Origin of the sequence: Agrobacterium radiobacter (genome assembly GCF_040801995.1) — a bacterium.
Lineage (GTDB): Bacteria > Pseudomonadota > Alphaproteobacteria > Rhizobiales > Rhizobiaceae > Agrobacterium > Agrobacterium radiobacter.
In genome coordinates, this window is sequence record NZ_JBEGHX010000001.1 from 366639 (window position 1) to 383745 (window position 17107).

At 60.0% G+C, this 17107-nt stretch carries 15 protein-coding genes; 11 read left to right on the plus strand and 4 right to left on the minus strand.

Features of this window, described 5'->3' with window-relative positions:
• The first annotated feature begins 17 nt into the window (after window positions 1–17).
• Window positions 18–1637: a response regulator gene (locus MRBLRC7O_RS01755; protein ID WP_162690772.1), complete on the plus strand. Its 1620-nt coding sequence runs from the start codon at window positions 18–20 to the stop codon at window positions 1635–1637.
• Between the two features lie 86 nt (window positions 1638–1723).
• Window positions 1724–3076: a putative bifunctional diguanylate cyclase/phosphodiesterase gene (locus MRBLRC7O_RS01760; protein ID WP_003503140.1), complete on the plus strand. Its 1353-nt coding sequence runs from the start codon at window positions 1724–1726 to the stop codon at window positions 3074–3076.
• Window positions 3077–3260: 184 nt separating this feature from the next.
• On the opposite strand, the gene MRBLRC7O_RS01765 is transcribed toward MRBLRC7O_RS01760, so the two are convergent.
• The 4 genes from MRBLRC7O_RS01765 to MRBLRC7O_RS01780 are packed head-to-tail and all read right to left on the minus strand — an operon-like array spanning window position 3261 to window position 6493.
• Window positions 3261–4148, minus strand: a complete 888-nt coding sequence (locus MRBLRC7O_RS01765) for an SMP-30/gluconolactonase/LRE family protein (RefSeq protein WP_080865894.1) — start codon at window positions 4146–4148, stop codon at window positions 3261–3263.
• Window positions 4149–4152: 4 nt separating this feature from the next.
• On the minus strand, window positions 4153–4782 hold the full coding sequence (locus MRBLRC7O_RS01770; protein ID WP_003503136.1) for a 2-dehydro-3-deoxy-6-phosphogalactonate aldolase: 630 nt from the start codon (window positions 4780–4782) through the stop codon (window positions 4153–4155).
• A gap of 14 nt (window positions 4783–4796) precedes the next feature.
• Window positions 4797–5711, minus strand: coding sequence for a 2-dehydro-3-deoxygalactonokinase (locus tag MRBLRC7O_RS01775; RefSeq protein ID WP_080865895.1), 915 nt, complete (start codon window positions 5709–5711; stop codon window positions 4797–4799).
• Window positions 5711–6493 (minus strand): SDR family NAD(P)-dependent oxidoreductase, encoded by a 783-nt coding sequence (locus MRBLRC7O_RS01780; protein WP_162690750.1) that lies wholly within the window; start codon window positions 6491–6493, stop codon window positions 5711–5713. Before MRBLRC7O_RS01780 ends, MRBLRC7O_RS01775 begins: the two co-directional genes overlap by 1 nt.
• 72 nt (window positions 6494–6565) lie before the next feature.
• Between MRBLRC7O_RS01780 and MRBLRC7O_RS01785 the strand changes: the two genes are divergently transcribed.
• The 9 genes from MRBLRC7O_RS01785 (at window position 6566) to MRBLRC7O_RS01825 (ending at window position 17079) form a co-directional block, all read left to right on the plus strand.
• Entirely contained in the window at window positions 6566–7435 is an 870-nt protein-coding gene (locus tag MRBLRC7O_RS01785; RefSeq protein ID WP_060726059.1) for an IclR family transcriptional regulator, read from the plus strand.
• 211 nt (window positions 7436–7646) lie between these two features.
• Complete coding sequence (locus MRBLRC7O_RS01790; protein ID WP_080865897.1) at window positions 7647–8387, plus strand: helix-turn-helix transcriptional regulator; 741 nt, start codon at window positions 7647–7649, stop codon at window positions 8385–8387.
• Between the two features lie 78 nt (window positions 8388–8465).
• Window positions 8466–9689 carry a CmpA/NrtA family ABC transporter substrate-binding protein gene (locus MRBLRC7O_RS01795; protein WP_060726061.1) on the plus strand — a complete coding sequence of 408 codons (1224 nt, stop codon included), beginning with the start codon at window positions 8466–8468 and terminating at the stop codon, window positions 9687–9689.
• 119 nt (window positions 9690–9808) lie between these two features.
• Window positions 9809–10939: an Mrp/NBP35 family ATP-binding protein gene (locus MRBLRC7O_RS01800; protein ID WP_080865898.1), complete on the plus strand. Its 1131-nt coding sequence runs from the start codon at window positions 9809–9811 to the stop codon at window positions 10937–10939.
• A 336-nt stretch (window positions 10940–11275) separates the two neighbouring features.
• Window positions 11276–12253 (plus strand): magnesium transporter CorA family protein, encoded by a 978-nt coding sequence (locus MRBLRC7O_RS01805; protein WP_080865900.1) that lies wholly within the window; start codon window positions 11276–11278, stop codon window positions 12251–12253.
• A 15-nt stretch (window positions 12254–12268) separates the two neighbouring features.
• Window positions 12269–14188 (plus strand): potassium transporter Kup, encoded by a 1920-nt coding sequence (locus MRBLRC7O_RS01810; RefSeq protein ID WP_003503124.1) that lies wholly within the window; start codon window positions 12269–12271, stop codon window positions 14186–14188.
• Between the two features lie 281 nt (window positions 14189–14469).
• Complete coding sequence (locus MRBLRC7O_RS01815; RefSeq protein ID WP_003503123.1) at window positions 14470–15633, plus strand: cell wall hydrolase; 1164 nt, start codon at window positions 14470–14472, stop codon at window positions 15631–15633.
• A 270-nt stretch (window positions 15634–15903) separates the two neighbouring features.
• Complete coding sequence (locus tag MRBLRC7O_RS01820; protein WP_003503122.1) at window positions 15904–16269, plus strand: AtpZ/AtpI family protein; 366 nt, start codon at window positions 15904–15906, stop codon at window positions 16267–16269.
• 60 nt (window positions 16270–16329) lie between these two features.
• Window positions 16330–17079: a F0F1 ATP synthase subunit A gene (locus tag MRBLRC7O_RS01825; protein WP_003503121.1), complete on the plus strand. Its 750-nt coding sequence runs from the start codon at window positions 16330–16332 to the stop codon at window positions 17077–17079.
• Window positions 17080–17107: the final 28 nt, after the last annotated feature.

Sequence of the window (17107 nt, forward strand, 5' to 3'; positions counted from 1 at the left end):
CGGGCGTTCATACGGTGATGCTTGATGCCCTTTGCGACGCGCTTGGCGCGGCGATCGTCGTTTACGACCGTAATGATCACATTATTTTTGCAAGCCGGAAACTCCTCAGCTTTTTTCCGCTGGAAGAGGCCGTTATCGGCTCGGGCGCGCGGCTGCGCGACTATCTGAGCGCGCTATATGATTGTTATCTGCTCGAGGCGGAAAGCCTCTCCGCCAATGCCCGCCCGCTCGGCCGGGAGGAATGGATCGGCGAGCGGCTGGCGCTGCACTGGAAGGAAAGATCGGAAAAAACCGAACGGCTGAAGGGAGAGCGCTTCCTGCGCTTCGTCATGAACCGCCTGCCGTCCGGCCTCGGCATCAGCGTGGTTGCCGATATTTCCGAACAGAAGAAACGCGAAGAGCAATGGCGCATCGACCTTGAGCGCGTACAGCTCGTTGAGGAAATTCTCGACAATCTGCCATTTCCCGTCTTCGTCAAGGATCGGAACATGGCCTATGTCGCCCTCAACAAATCCGCCAGCGCCCTGGTCGAAACCAGTCCCGAGAGCATTCTCGGCCGTACCGTTTTCGATCTCCACTCGCGCAAGGTCGCCGGACGGATCGATGCCGCCGATCGTATAGTGCTGGATAGCGGTACGCCGGCTGTCATTCCCGAAAGGGTGCGACGCCTGAATGGCGAAGAGGTGCTGACAATCACCCGCAAGCAGCGTGTGGGCCGGCCCGGCCGATATTTCCTGGTGACGACGATGGAGGACGTGACCGCTCTTGCCACCATCGATGCCAATGGCACGCCCGTCATCCCCTCGCTCGAACATGTTCCCTTCGTGGCCTCAATTTATGGCAGGGACGAGGAAACGGACAATCGCGGCGGGGTTTTAAAGAGCAAGGCGGTGTTGGTCGTCTCTGAAAACGGGCGCTTTGCGGAAGCCGCCGGTCGTCTTCTGACCGCGGGCGGCATGGACCATGCGGCGGTGACGAGCGAGGGCGAGCAGCGCGCATTCATCGATGTCGCGGCTTCCGCCGGTGTGAGCATCGATGTGGTCGTTGTCGACGCCCAGATGAGCGTCGCATGCCTCGATATTGCCGCCGCGCATGATCTGCCCGTCGTCACCATCGAGGAGGAGGAAATAGATGCTTCCCTGCTGCATTATCTTGCCGCTGGGTTGAAATCCTCCCCAAATGAGAAAACCGCTGACGAGGACTGGGAGATCATGACGGAGGATCTGCCCGAAATACTCAAGACCGGCGGCGTCTGCGAGATACTTCTCGTCGAGGATAACAGGGTTAACCAGATCGTCTTCTCGCAGATACTCGAAGGTCTGGGGCTTTCCTGGCGGCTCGCCACCTCGGGCGAGGAAGCCTTGCGTCTCTTTGTGGAACAACCGCCTTCCGCCGTCCTGCTCGACACGACGCTGGGCGATATCGACGGCTTCGAGGTCGCCCGCCGCATGCGCGGCCTGGGCGGCGAGAAACATATTCCCATCGTCGGCGTCATCACCCACGCATTCGAGGGCGATCTCGACAAGTGCCGGGCCTCCGGCATGGATGACATGCTGCTGAAACCCGTCAGTCCTGACATGGTCGAGGCGGTTTTCCTGCGGCTTTTCGGCAAGGACGCCCTGCGGCTACAGGCCTGAAATTGCCATTGCCGGGAGGCTATGGCTTTTTTAATACTTGCCCTGCATTGTGAGCGCGGTCGACACAGGATTCACGAGATGCAGGAATGAAACGGGCAGAGCCGCAATCGTTGCAGGTCAGCCAGAACGAGTTGCAGGCGATGGCCTACAGCGACCCGCTGACGGGGCTGGGCAACCGCTACCGTTTGCGGGACAAGATCCGGATGCTTGCCAGCGAGCGCTCCAGCGATCCCGCCCCCTTCACGGTCGGCATTGCCAATATAGACGGCTTCAAACCCATCAACGATCTTTTCGGCGTGCAGGCGGGCGATGAAATCCTCTGCCAGGTCGCGCACCGGCTGAAGGCCTGCATTCCCGATGGCGCGGTCGTGACGCGCCATGACGGTGACGAATTCGCCTTCGTGCTGCCGCTGGTGTTCGAGCGTACTGGCGCCGAGCGTATCGGCAACATGATCAAGGACGTGCTTTCTGCCCCTTATGATCTCGGCGACCGCAACGTCCGGCTTTCCTCCTCCTTCGGTTTCGCCATCTATCCCTTCGCCGGCGATGAATTCGAGGATTTGCTGAAAAGCGCCGAGACGGCGCTCTATCGCTCCAAGAGACGTGGCCGCGGCCAGATCACGGTTTATTCGCGCGAGATCGCGCAGGAGATGAAGCGCGCCACGCAGCTGGAACAGGCGCTCAGAAACGCCATCATTACAGATGCCATCGATGTGCATTTCCAGCCCATCGTCAGGCTGGAAGAGGCGAAGGTCATCGGTTTCGAGGCGCTGGCCCGCTGGAACGATCCAGACCTCGGTTTCGTATCGCCCGCGGTTTTTGTGCCGCTCGCCGAAGAGCGCGGTTTCATCGATGCGCTGTCGGAAGCCCTGCTCAGAAAGGCGGCGGAAGCGGCTCTGTTCTGGCCGCGTGAACTCTTCCTGTCCTTCAACCTCTCTTCCGCGCAATTGATGGACCCCAGCACGGCGGACAATATTCTGTCCATTCTCTCGCGTGTCGGCCTCGATCCGCATCGGCTGGAACTTGAGATCACCGAAACGGCTGTCATGACATCAGCCGATACCGCGCAACGCATCATCAGCGAATTGCAGAGCGCCGGCGTTCGCATTTCGCTTGACGATTTCGGCACCGGCCAGTCTAGCCTTGGCCGCCTGCGGGATTTCACCTTCGACAAGGTAAAGATCGACCGCGCCTTCGTGTCACGCATCAGCAGCGATCGTCCTTCCGAACATATCATCAAGGCCATCGTCGCCATGTGCGAAGGGCTCGATCTCGAAGTTGTGGCCGAGGGGATAGAAGAGCGGGCGGAAGAAGAAAAGCTGCGCGCGCTCGGTTGCGCCATGGGGCAGGGCTATTTCTACGGCCGCCCCGCCGATGCCGCCGCGACCCAGCGGTATCTGCACGAGAATTACCGCGAGATATTGTCGGATATTTCCTGAGAACGGAATGGCCTTGGACGAGGCGGTGGGGACTTCCCCAACGGCCCTCATTCCTGTGCTTGTCACAGGAATCCAGCCGACGCGCGTCTGCGTGGCGAAGAGAACCCTTTCAGCCCAAGGACTTGGGCTGGCTAGATTCCTGTGACAAGCACAGGAATGAGGAGAGTGCGGTGCGTGCCGCGTCTCAGAGCCTGTAAAGCGGCTCAAACCGGCCCTTGACGTCAACCCCGAGCTCGAACGTCAACCCATGCTGCGGATTGGCGGCAATGGCGTCGTCGTCTAGATGTTCGCGCGCCGAGGTGACAAGAAGGCGCGACGCGTCGGGGCCGATGAAGGCCGGGCAGGTCGTCTGTTTGCCGGGCACCTCATATCGGGCGATGTGATTGCCGTCCGTATCGTAACGATCCACCGCACCCTCACCCCAGCGGGCGTTCCAGATATGCCCTTCGGCATCGCAGACGGATCCGTCCACGCCGCCTTTGATACCGGTGGAATCGATGAAGACTTCCGCCTTGCCGGAGGGCAGGCCGGTCTCGGCATCAAGCGGCACCCGCATCAGCTTGTTCACCTTGGTATCGACGTAATATCCCGTCGCGCCATCGGGCGAGAAGCAGATCGAATTCGGAATGCTGATCTCGCCAAACAGCTTCGTCACGGTGCCTTTGGAAACATGATAGATGCTGCCCGCGCCTGTCTCCGCCTTGCGACCCATGGTGCCGATCCACAGCGCGCCGGAGGGGTGCATGCGCCCGTCATTGGAGCGGTTGCCGGGCAAATCCTTTTCCAGCTCCGCATGCAGCGTCAGCACGCCGGTTGCCGTGTCTCGCAGGAAAAGTCCGTCATCGGAGGCGATCAGCTGTTTGCTGTCGCTGACCTTGGCGAGCGCACTGCCCATGAAGGGCAGGGCATGCACGGTCTTGCGGCCGGAGGCGAGATGCAGCTCGTGCAGTTCCCGCTCGAGAATATTGAACCACCAGGCGGTGCCGGTCGCAGGGTCGAAGGTCGGGCCTTCGCCGAGTAGCATCGGCGTCTCGTCCAGAACACGTCCGGCAAAGGGAAAAACAGTCGCCAAGCTCTTATCCTCCGATGGCTGCATCATAGGCTGAAAGTGTGACAGTGGCGCGTTCGCGCACCTCCGCCGCCGTCATGCCCGGCTTATAAAGGCTGGTGCCAAGCCCGAAAGCCGTAATGCCGGCGTTGGTATATTCCGCGAAGTTCCTGTCCGAGACGCCGCCGACGGCGGCGATGACCAGATCCTTCGGCAGGATGGTCCGGATCGCATTGATACCCGCGGGGCCGATGATGCTGGCGGGGAAAAATTTGAGCCCGGTCGCCCCGGCCTTTGCGGCCACCAGCGCCTCGGTGGGGGTGAGAACGCCCGGCATCGTCACCATGCCCTTGACGCGGGCGGCGACGATAACGTCGGCATCGGCATTGGGGCTGACCATCAGCTTGCCGCCGGCCGCATCCAGCGATTCCACCTCTTCCACGCTAAGCACGGTGCCGGCGCCGATCAGGCAATCGGCGGGCGCCATCTTTGCGGCGATCTCGATCGAGCGGAACGGATCGGGCGAATTGAGCGGGATTTCGATGGCGCGGAAGCCGGTCTCGATCAACGCGCCGACAACGCCTTCGGTTTCCTCGGGCTTCAGGCCGCGCAGGATGGCGATCAGCGGATATTTGATGGAAGGGAAGGGAATACGCATGATGTCTCTTTATCCTATGGCCAGATGGCATTTGCAGCGGCGAGCAATCCGCGCCGCACGGCCTCGTCGGCGTCGATGACCGTATATTGAATCTCGAGGGCTGCGAAGGCACCCTCGTAAAGCGCGCCGAGCGCACCGGAGCCGATCAGCACCACGGGCGTCTCCCGCCGTGCCGTCGAATGCGCACCGGCGATTTCCAGCCCGATCATGATGCCGGAGAGCTTGGCCTTGGCGTCGGTCGCGGTAAGCCCATGCAGCAATTGCCCGGAGCGCAGGGTGAAAAGGCGATTGGTCGCAAGCGCGGGATGGGCGTAAATATCGCGCACGGCCGCCGTGAAAGCTTCATGCTCGCCGGTAAAGGCTTCGGCCTCTGCCACCGCATGGGAAAGGATCGTCTGCTTCGAGATGACTTCGAAGAGTTCGCCGGTCATGAAAGTGGCAAAACCCGTCACGCCGCCATCCTTGACGGTCACCCATTTGGAATGGGTGCCGGGCATGCAGACGAGTTTTTCACCGGCGTCCGAAGAAGCGAGAGCGCCAAGCAATTGCGTTTCTTCGCCGCGCATCACGTCGGGCGCGTTTTTATCCCGCTGCGCCAGTCCCGGCAGAATGCGCACATCCCGCACCTGGCCCGGCACGCGAACCGCGCCATCGAGAACCGCCGAAAGCGATGCCGGCACGTCGATATAACCCGCTTCGACCCAGCCCTGCCGCGCTCCCGCCATGCCGCAGACGAGAACCGGCAGATCTTCCGGTGCGCCGATAGCGTCGAGATGCGATTGCAGCACCTCGGCAAAACCGGTCCGCATGGCGGTGGTCATGCCTTCCGTGCTTCTGCGCTCCGCCAGCACCGCGCCCGATCGGCTCATGAGCCAGAGCCGGAAACTGGTCGTACCCCAGTCGACGGCGATGAAAGCGGGTTCAGACATTATAGGAGGCCTCCGTCTACGATTATGGATTGCGCCGTGATGGCGCTCGATGCCGATGATGCGAGAAACAGGCACGGACCCGCCAGGTCGGCGGCGACGAGCGTGCGCTTCAGACATTGCCGCGCCGTGGTGGCGGTAATGCCCTCATCCGTCAGCCATAGTTCCTTCTGCCGCTCCGTCACGATCATGCCGGGCAGCAGCGTGTTGACGCGGATGTTTTCCGGCCCCAGCCGGCCGGCGAGGCTCTTCGTCAAGCCGATAATGCCGGCCTTGGCCGCCGCATAGGAGGGCAGCTCGCCCATGTTGAGCAGAAACGAGATGGACGAAAAGTTGACGATGGACGCGTCCTTCGCCTGCCGGAGATAGGGCAGGGCTGCCTGAACCGTGAAGAACATCTGCTTGAGATTGACCGCCTGATTGGCGTCCCAATAGGCTTCGGTCACCGTTTCTATGTCGTGGCGGTCGTCCCAGGCGGCATTGTTGACGAGTACCCTGATGCCGCCGGTGGCCAAGGCCGCCGCCTCCACCGTCTTTCCGATCGCCGCGATATTGCGAAGGTCGGTTTTGAAGAAGTGGACCGGATGCTGCGCCGTTGTCGCAAGCCGCTTTACGAGCGCCAGGCTTGGCTCCTCGGCGATGTCGATGAACGAAACCCTCGCTCCCTGCATCGCGAAGGCTTCCACCAGCGATGCCCCGATGCCGGAACCGCCGCCGGTGACGAGCACGCCCGCGTCCTTGAGGTCCGGAAATTGGGCTTGCGTCATCGGCGTCATCTCATCCATTGAAAGGCTTGATTGTTCCATTATTTGGAACTAGATTTTACTAAATGGAATTATTCTCTTGGCGTCACGCTTATGTCAAGACAGATGACGGTGGATGTTGCCATGGCCGATAATAAAAAGCCCAATGGGCAAAAGCCTGATGCGGTTCCGATGGTGCAACGGAAAACCGGGAGTGACACGGGCACGCTCGGCAAGGCCGTCTCGCTGCTGGAGTTGATCGCCTTTGCCGACAAGCCGATGCGCTTTACCGATGTGGTCGAAGCCTGCGGTCAGCCGCGCGGCTCGGTTCACCGCCAGCTCGCCCATCTCGTCGCCGAGGGCCTTATCGATCACGCTGCCGATCAGACCTATGCCGTGGGGCTGAGACTGCTGCAACTGGCAGCGAAAGCCTGGAGCGGCAATGACCTGCGCAGCGTCGCGGCCCCGCATCTGGCAGCGTTGCAGGAGGTGACGCAGGAGTCCGTGCATCTCGCCGTGTTGAACGGCAGGCAGGTGACCTATCTCGACAAGATGGAGGGGCAGCACACATTGCGCATGCATTCGCAGGTCGGCAAAACCTCACCGGTCTATTGCACGGGGGTGGGCAAGGCGGCGCTGTCGCTGCTCGCCGGTGATGAACTGGCGGCGCTGACTGCGGAACTCGATTTTCATCGCTTCACGGAAAACACGATCACGACGACGGACGCGCTGATGGCTGACGTGGCGACCATTCGCGACAATGGCTACGGTTTCGACCTTCAGGAGCACGAGATCGGGATTCATTGCGTTGCCGCACCGGTCCGGGCGCCCGGGCGCAATTTTCGCGCGGCGATCTCCGTCACCGGTCCGGCCTATCGTGTCGATGTGGAACAGCTTCGCAAATGGGCCCCTCTGGTGCGCGAGACCGCCGATAGAATTTCCGATGATCTTGCCTGCAGATTATCCCCGGTTGCGGATGGTTGAGAAAAAACGGGGCGTTAGCCGGTGGATTTTCCCTTATGGAAAGCGCGGGGACGCGTCCATTCAGGTGCATTTGATATTATTTTCGACTATTCTGAATTAAGTTTTCAACTTTTGTTTGCATGAATCGTTTTGGTGAGTAACATCCGCAACAATTTCCGGGCAAAGGCGGGCCTTTGCGGCGGCATTTTCTCATTCTCGAAGAACAGCTTTGATGCAGAAAACAGAGACGGCCGCCGTTCAGTCGATTGGTGTTGATTGCGTTCGCGAGATCGCTGATCTCAACACGCAATTCGATATATTCCGGTTTCTGAAGCGGCTGACGGAGGCCTGGGAATTCAGGGCTTTCATGGTGCTCGACCTGTCCTCGGAAGTGGCGAGCGAACTGTCGCAATATACTGTTATCACCAGCTGGCCGGCCGAGCTTTTGCAGCGCTACGATGAAGAGGGCATGCTGCAGACCAGCCGGGTGATGGCGCAGTTGAAAAAATCGACCGTCCCCTTTTCCGTCTCGATGGATTTTCTGGTCAGAGGCGACGGAGAAATCGCCAAGAAAACCGTGATCAACCTTTTCGAACGTTTCGAGATGATCAATTCGGTGTGGTTTCCCGTTCACGACATCACCATGCGACGCGGCGCGGTCTCGTTTTCCGGCAACAAGACGTCTCTGCCCGCCAGCCGGCTTGCCGAGCTTTTCTACATTTCCAGCCATGTCTTTGCCCGGCTATCTGAAATACGACGCCTCGATTTGAGGGTTCCCGAAACATTGAGCGAGCGGGAGATCGACTGTCTGAACTGGACCGCCGCCGGCAAGACCAGCGCTGAAATTGCTGAAATCATGATGCTGTCGGAACACACCATCAATCATTACCTGAACCGCGCAACGAAAAAACTCGACACGGTCAACCGCACCCAGGCTGTCGCCAAAGCGCTGCGGGTCGGCCTGATAAAATAGCGAAACCGTAATTTTATCATTGTGATAAAGCGCTTCCTGGGCGATCCTCCTTTCGAATCACCGGAAAGGAGAAATCGTTTGCCGGAACGGCATAGGGTAAAAGCAGGATTTTCTCCGACTATCGACTGCGCCGTGCTGATAGCCGCTGCCGAAAAAGGCTTTGCTGCCGATGAGGGCATAGAACTCGAACTTTTCCGAAAACAGTCCGCGCGCGCCGTGCTTGCGGCGCTTGGCGAGGATGGCGTTCATGTCGCGCATCTGCCCGCTCCGGTTCCTGTTGGTTCCGCTGTTGGCCTGGATGATCTGCCGGGCGATATTGTCGGCGTCTTCACACTTTCCCTTGGCGGATCGGCAACGACCGTTTCGCACGGATTTTATGACGAACTTTACCGCGAAGGCCTGAAGCTGCCGGATCCGGCGGCTTTTGGGCGGGCCATGGCCCGCGTCTGCGCCGCGCGCCGCGCAGCAGGTGAAAACCCGCCGGTCTTTGCGGTTGAGGATATTGTCTCCACGCCATTTTATGCCCTGCGTTATCTACTCGGAAGCTGCGGCGTGCTGCTCGGCCGGGACATGGAAATCGTCGAAGCCCTGCCGAAGGCGATGCCGTCTCTGCTGGAAAGCGGCAAGGTCGATGCGCTCTGTACCGCCGAACCGGCGGGCAGCGCCGTGGTGCTGGGCGGCGCCGGCCGTATCGTCACCACGGGCGCGCTGATCTGGCACAATGCGCCGGAAAAGATACTGGCCGTGAAGACGCGCTGGGCAGAGGAAAACGCCGCCCTTCTGGAAGGGCTGCTGCGGGCGCTTTACCGTGCCGGTGAATGGTGCGCCAATGCCGCCAACATAGAGGAACTGGCCGGCATCCTCGCCGCGCCTCAATATCTGGATGAGAACGGCGAATTCCTGCTGCCGGCGCTGACGGGCTATATTTCCACCTCGCAGCGGGACATGCAGCGGTTTCAGGAGTTTTTCGTGACGAGCGCCAAGGCCGCCAATTTCCCATGGCAGAGCCAGGCCCTGTGGTTCTTCAGCCAGATGTTGCGCTGGGGCGAGGTTTCCGCCGATTACCGGCTCGATGCCGCCGTGGTGGAGGCCGCCCGCAACGCCTACCGGCCGGATATTTTCCGCAAGGCCATGAAGCCGCTTTTCGTGCCGGTGCCGGGTGCCAATCTGAAACTCGAAGGCACGTTGCGCGAGCCTGTTCATGTCGGCGCGTCGCGCACGGGTCTGGTGCTCGGCCCCGACTGTTTTTTCGACGGCCATGTTTTCGATCCGGAAACGCTGGCGATGGACGACGAAATCTGAAACGGCAGCGTTAAATCGTCGCGAATGCCTGACTGTCGCGCTTTGGCATTGGCGAAGCGCTCCGGCTTGTCTATGGATGGCACGCAATACCCGGTCGGACGATGTAGCGGAGCAGGAATATGGCAGAGGTCAGCAAGAGCCAGGTGGAAAAGGCGCTGGAAGCGGTGATCTATCCCGGCAGCGGTAAGAGCATCATCACACTCGGCATGGTCTCGGAAATCTTCATCGCCGATGCGAAAGCCTATTTCTCGATCACCGTACCGGCCGACAAGGCTGCGGAGATGGAGCCGCTGCGGCTTGCCGCGGAACAGGCGGCCAAAAGCGCTGAGGGTATCGTCGGTGCGGTCGTCGCGCTGACGGCCGATCGCAAGCCCGGCCAGCAGCAACCGGCGCCGGCGCGCCCTGCCGCTGCACCCGGCCGGCCGGCCACACAGCCCGGCTCGTCAAAGGTGGGCGTACCGGGCGTGCGGGCCATCATCGCCGTGGCCTCGGGCAAGGGCGGGGTAGGCAAGTCGACGACTGCGGTCAATCTGGCGCTGGGTCTCCAGTCGCTCGGCCTGAAGGTCGGCATGCTCGATGCCGATATTTACGGCCCTTCGCTGCCGCGGTTGCTGAAAATTTCCGGCCGTCCGAAGCAGCAGGAAGACCGCATCATCCTTCCCATGGAAAATTATGGACTGAAGGTCATGTCCATGGGCTTTCTGGTGGATGAGGAAGCGGCGATGATCTGGCGCGGGCCGATGGTGCAGTCCGCCCTGATGCAGATGCTGCGCGAAGTGGCCTGGGGCGAGTTGGATGTGCTGGTGCTGGACATGCCGCCCGGCACCGGCGACGCGCAGCTTACCATCGCCCAGCAGGTGCCGCTCGCCGGCGCCGTCATTGTCTCCACACCGCAGGATCTGGCGCTGATCGACGCGCGCAAGGGCATCACCATGTTCCGCAAGGTGGAGGTGCCGCTGCTCGGCGTCATCGAGAATATGAGCTATTTCATCGCGCCCGATACCGGCGCTCGTTATGATATTTTCGGCCATGGCGGTGCGAAGGCGGAAGCGGAAAGGATCGGCGTGCCCTTCCTCGGCGAAGTGCCGCTCACCATCTCCATCCGCGAAATGTCGGATGCCGGAACGCCTGTTGTCGCCGCCGAGCCTGATGGCCCGCAGGCCGCGATCTACCGCGATATCGCGCAAAAAGTCTGGGCGCGCATTGGTGCGAGCGAGCAAAAAGCCGCGCCGAGGATCGTTTTCGAATAATGCGCCAGTCGCGGACGCAAAGCGGGCAGGCATCTGCCCGCTTTGAATAATCCTTTGAAAACAGAAGATTAACCGAAAGTATCTGGTAGCATTTCCGGATTTGAACTCCAGAGATGCTTCGCCTGCAATGCTGTCGCGAAAAAATATTGCTTGATTGCATCTCGCTTTGGGCGCATACGCCTGCGCCGTTTGGCTCTTGGTCCATCGGGCTGGCGAGATTGTGAAATCCCGCCTGGTCCGGCGCTCCCTGAAGTGTCGTCCAAAGGTTTGCCGACGGCAAACAGGATATGTTAAGCAGCATTGCGGCAAGCCCGCGATGTGGAGCGGAGAAGCGGATTGATAAAAGCCTATCGCGCCAATTGCGAGGCGATCAGCCTGTCGGCAGTCGACGGCTCCGGACCGATTCCCGACGACATCGTCTGGATCGATCTCGTCAATCCAGACAGGGCGGAAGAGCAGCATGTGGAAAAGCTGCTGGGCGTGGAACTGCCGACGCGCGAAGACCTGAAGGATATCGAGCCTTCCAGTCGTCTCTATATGGAAGACGCCAATGTCTTCATGACCGCGTCTCTGGTGTGGAAGGCGGATTCGGATGATCCGCGCCTCACCGATGTCGCTTTCGTTCTGGTTGGCAAGCGTCTGGTGACAATCCGTTATGCCGAGCCGAAATCATTCCACCTTTTCATTGCCGCCATTACCCGCGCGCCGCACGAAATGCGCAGCGGCACGGCGCTGCTTTTGAAACTGCTCGAAACAATCGTCGACCGCACGGCGGAAATTCTCGAAAACTCGGTCACTGGCATCGATAATCTCGCCGCCGACATTCTCGGCAGCCAGGCCCGTTCCAAACGCAAGGCGCCGCGCTATCTCGAAGACCGCCTGACCAATATCGCCGCCTATCACCGGCTGATCTCGAAGGTCCGCGTCAGCCTCGCATCGCTGGCGCGGCTGCAGACCTTCCTCTCCACCAGCGATCAGGCTCGCGAGGACAAGGGAGCGAGGGAACAGGGCAAGTCGATCGGGCGCGATATTCAGTCGCTGAACGAACATGCCTCCTTCGTTTCCGGCAATCTGACCTTCCTGCTTGACGCCTCGCTCGGCATCATCAACATCGAGCAGAACGGCATCATCAAGATATTCTCGATTGCCTCGGTGGTGTTTTTGCCGCCCACGCTGGTGGCCTCGGTTTACGGAATGAACTTTCAACTCATGCCGGAGTTGAACTGGACGTTCGGTTATCCCCTGGCGCTTGTTATCATGCTGATGTCCGCAATCATCCCGTTTCTCTTTTTTCGTTGGAAGGGCTGGCTCTGAGGAGCCAGGATCATCATGTCCCAGATCGTTGACAAGGACGTTGCCGAGAAACCGGATGCCGATGACGAGCACAAGAACAAGGGGCTTTACGCCGCGATCCTTGGTTCGATCGGCGTCGTCTATGGCGATATCGGCACCAGCCCGCTCTATGCCTTTCGCGAAGCCCTGCGGCCCATCGCCTATGACGGGGTGACTCAGGAAGAAGTCATCGGCCTGACATCACTGATGATCTGGTCTTTGACGATCATCGTCACCTTCAAATATATCACGCTGCTGCTGCGCGCCGACAATGACGGCGAAGGCGGCACGCTTTCGCTGCTGGCGCTGCTGATGAAGACGGCGGGCACCCATCGCGGCGTGCTCATCGTGCTCGGCCTCATCGGTGCTGCCCTGTTTCTCGGCGATGCGATGATCACCCCGGCACTATCGGTGCTTTCGGCGGTGGAAGGCCTGAAACTCGTCACGCCGGAGATGGACGAATTCATCATTCCGATTTCCGTCGGCATCCTCATTGGCCTCTTCGCCATTCAGTCTCACGGCACGGGCACGGTGGCGAAGTTCTTCGGGCCGATCACCGCGGTCTGGTTCATCGTCATGGGGCTTGCGGGCCTCATCCATATTGCCGACGATTTCAGCATTCTCTTTGCCTTCAACCCGTGGCATGCGGTCGAGTTTCTGGCGAATGAAGGTTTTTACGGCATCGTCGTGCTGGGCGCGGTCTTCCTGACGATAACAGGGGCGGAAGCGCTTTACGCCGATCTCGGCCATTTCGGTCGCCGTCCCATCCAGTGGGCGTGGTTCTGTCTGGTTTTCCCGGCATTGACGCTGAACTATCTCGGTCAGGGCGCGCTGGTGCTGAAAGACCCGGCGGCGATGTCCAATCCGTTCTATCTGATGTTCCCGCAATGGGCGATCCTGCCGGCCGTCATTCTGGCGACTGCCGCCACCATCATCGCCAGCCAGGCGGTCATAACAGGTGCGTTTTCGCTCGTGCGTCAGGCGATCCATCTCGGCTACCTGCCGCGCATGGAAATCCTCTTCACCTCGGAAACCAATACGGGGCAGATCTACCTGCCCGCCGTCAACACCATCCTGCTGTTCGGCGTCGTCGCGCTGGTGCTCACCTTCAAGAGTTCGGATGCGCTGGCCACCGCCTACGGTATTTCCGTCACCGGCGCGATGGTCGTCACCAGCCTGATGTTCTTCGAATTCGTGCGCAAGCGCTGGCAATGGTCGGTCTGGCTGGCAATCGCCGTGCTGGCCCCGCTTCTGGCGCTGGAACTGATCTTCCTCGGCGCGAACCTGCTCAAGATTCACGATGGTGGCTACGTGCCGGTGCTCTTGGCAATTGCCTTCACCGTCATCATGACCACCTGGCAGCGCGGCTCGAAAATCCTCTTCGCCAAGACCCGCCGCGGTGATGTGCCGTTGAAGGCTTTCGTCGCTTCGGTGGAAAAGGAAAGCGCCCATGCGCCGGTGCGTGTGCCCGGCACCGCGATTTTCTTGACCGGCGATCCGGAGGCCGCGCCGGCGGCACTGCTGCACAATCTCAAGCATAACCACGTTCTGCACGACAAGAACGTCATCCTGACGATCCGCACCGAAGACCAGCCGCGCGTTCACCCCGAGGATCGTTATACGCTGACGAAACTGAGTGATCGTTTTGCCGTGGTCGAACTGCATTTCGGCTTCATGGAAACGCAGAACGTCACCCAGGCACTCGGCTATCTGCGCCGTACCGGCTACAAGTTCGACATCATGTCCACTTCGTTTTATCTCGGCCGTCGCAAGCTGGTGCCGGATCCGAAATCGGGCATGCCGGGCTGGCAGAACCGCCTGTTCATCGCGCTTGCCGAAACGGCCGCCGATCCCTCGGACTACTTCCGCTTGCCCGCCAACCGCGTGGTGGAACTCGGCTCGCACGTCGTCGTCTGACGACGGGAGCATGCCTCTCGGCAATCTGAGAGGCTCCTTCCTTCCGTCATTCCGGCTCAAGACCGGAATGACGGCGGTGGGGATGCCGTGCATGAAGCTGTGTCCGATACTATGGAATCTAAAGCAGCGCGACGCGCATTAGAATATGTTCACACATTAACGTGAAACCGCGTCCGTCACCGGCGTTAACCAAGCATCAAGGTTAATAAGAGATTCTCGAACACCTGTAGCAAATATGGTTGTCGGTGTTCGGAGTGCTGGTTTTGCGTTCGAAAAGAGTAATGCGTCGTCGGTCCCCCGTGTCCCTTCAGGGGTGGGCGTCAAAATGGACCTCGCCCGTCGTCTTCGGCCTTGCCGCCTGGCTCGTTTTTCCATCCCTCGCCGCCCGTGCCGATCTGGCCTCGCTTCTGGCCGGGCTGGACAAGGGCGGGGAGCAATGGCGCATGGTGCTGACGGCATCTCCGGCAGGCTCCGTTCACAATGCCTCGCTGACTTTCGACGATGCCGCAGGGGAGGCCGCATTGCATGGCGGCGGCATGACCCTGCCCAATGGCAGCAAGGTCGCCTTTGTCACCAACAAGAAGGGTGAGGCAACGACGCCGGACAGCGAGCGCGTCAACCGCGCCGCCAAGAAGGGCCGCATCGTCGCAACCGAAATCATGCAGCCGCCCAAGGCCTTCACCGCCGGTTCCGTCCTGCAGCGCACCAGCATGCTGGATATCGAGCCGCTGAAGCGCAAGGACCGCACGGCTTTCGTCAAGCCGAAGCGCGGCAAGGACGTGGAACTCGCCTCCTTCTATTTCCGCCGTGAGGAAAAGAAGGCGGACAAAAGCGTCTCGCCGATGCTGGCCGAACTCATCACCAACAGGACGCCGGATATTCTCGCCACGGCTTACGCGCCGGCCGAGCCGGATTTCGCCCGCGAGTCGCCCTTCGACGCCATTCTCAAAAAGCCCGAGGCCGGTCGTTTCGTGCCGCAGATCAGCCAGGACGATCACGCCTGGGCAGCCACCCCGCTGCCGGCCGCCGTGTTTTCCGCAGCCGAACAGCAATGCCTGGCTTCAGGCATCTATTTCGAGGCGCGCGGAGAATCGGTGAAGGGACAGGCGGCCGTGGCACAGGTCATCCTCAACCGCGTGCGCAACCCCGCTTATCCGAAAACCATCTGCGGCGTCGTTTATCAGAACAAGGACTGGCGCAACCGCTGCCAGTTTTCTTTCGCCTGCGACAATATCAAGGACCGGGTGAACTCCGAACGCCACTGGAAGATGGCGCGTGAAGTGGCCATGGCCACCACCGCCGGCAAAATCTGGTTGAACGAAGTGGGCTCCGCTACCCATTATCACGCCGTTTATGTGCGTCCCGCCTGGGGCAAGTCCATGAAGAAGGTCGGCAGGATCGGCCTGCACGTCTTTTACCGTACCTATGGTGGCGGCTGGAGCTGATACCACCGCCGATTTGTCGCATTTTGCGTGTCAAAAATGCCGATTCCCTGGGGAAACATCGCCGCTAAACCGCGATTTGATGTCAAGCTGTTGTTTTTGCATGATTAATTTGTGCCAAAACAACCGCTCGCAGTGCCTTGACTAGAGAAGCCCCTAAAACTATGTTGCGCGCGACTTCAGAGCGGGCTGGAACAGGCTTAATCCGTCACCGTTTACAACTCCAAAGGGTTCTGGCATGGCTGGAACGGAGAAAATGGGTGGGATTTTAAGATGACTGGCAACCGTGACGATAGTCTGGACGAGCGCCGCAAGCGCCTTGCCGAAGAGCTGGCAAAGGTGAAGGCGGAGGATGAGGCGGAAGTGAGGGCGGAGACCAACGCTGCGGAAAACCGGAAAGGTTTTGCGATGGCGGTTAAGCTCTCATCGGAGTTCATTTCGGCCATCGTGGTCGGCGCTATGCTGGGTTATCTTCTGGACTATTTTGTCGGCACGACGCCGTGGGGGATGATCGTTCTTCTTCTTCTCGGTTTCTGCGCAGGCGTATTGAATGTGTTGCGCTCGACCGGCGCGGTGGCCAAGCCGCCGCTGCTGGAAAAGGCGGACAGACAGGACGAGGGTGGAAAAGACGGCGTTTAAGCTGTTTTTTCTTGCAGTTGAGATGCCGCGACAGGCGGCGACAGGTAAAGAGGGCAGCCGGTGGCAAACGATCCGACCCATCAGTTCTTGGTGCAGCCGATCATTCCGATCGAAATTGGCGGCGTCGATTTTTCCTTCACCAATGCGTCGCTTTTCATGGTCGCGACCGTGGCTGCCGCTTCCGGTTTCCTTTATTTCGCAACGTCGAACCGCGGTCTGATCCCGACCCGCATGCAGTCCGTTGCTGAAATGTCCTACGAGTTCATCGCCTCCATGCTGCGCGAAGGCGCCGGCAAGAAGGGCATGGTGTTCTTCCCATTCGTGTTCTCGCTGTTCATGTTCGTGCTGACGGCAAACCTGCTTGGCATGTTCCCGTATTTCTTCACGGTCACCAGCCAGATCATCGTCACCTTCGCGCTTGCCTGCCTCGTCATCGGCACGGTCATCGTTTACGGTTTCTACAAGCACGGCCTGCACTTCTTCGGCATTTTCGCCCCCTCGGGCGTGCCGAAGGCGCTTTTGCCGCTTGTCGCGTCAATTGAAATGATTTCGTTCCTGTCGCGCCCGATCAGCCTTTCCGTTCGTCTTTTCGCGAACATGCTGGCCGGCCACATCACGCTCAAGGTTTTCGCAGGCTTCGTTGCCTCCATGGGCGCGCTCGGCGCGCTCGGCATCGGTGGCGCAGTTCTGCCTCTCATCATGACGGTCGCCATGACCGCTCTCGAATTTCTCGTTGCCTTCCTGCAGGCTTACGTCTTCGCGGTACTGACTTGCATGTACCTGAACGACGCCGTGCATGGTGGTCACTGAGAAGTAAAGTCGCTGGCCCCGGCAACGG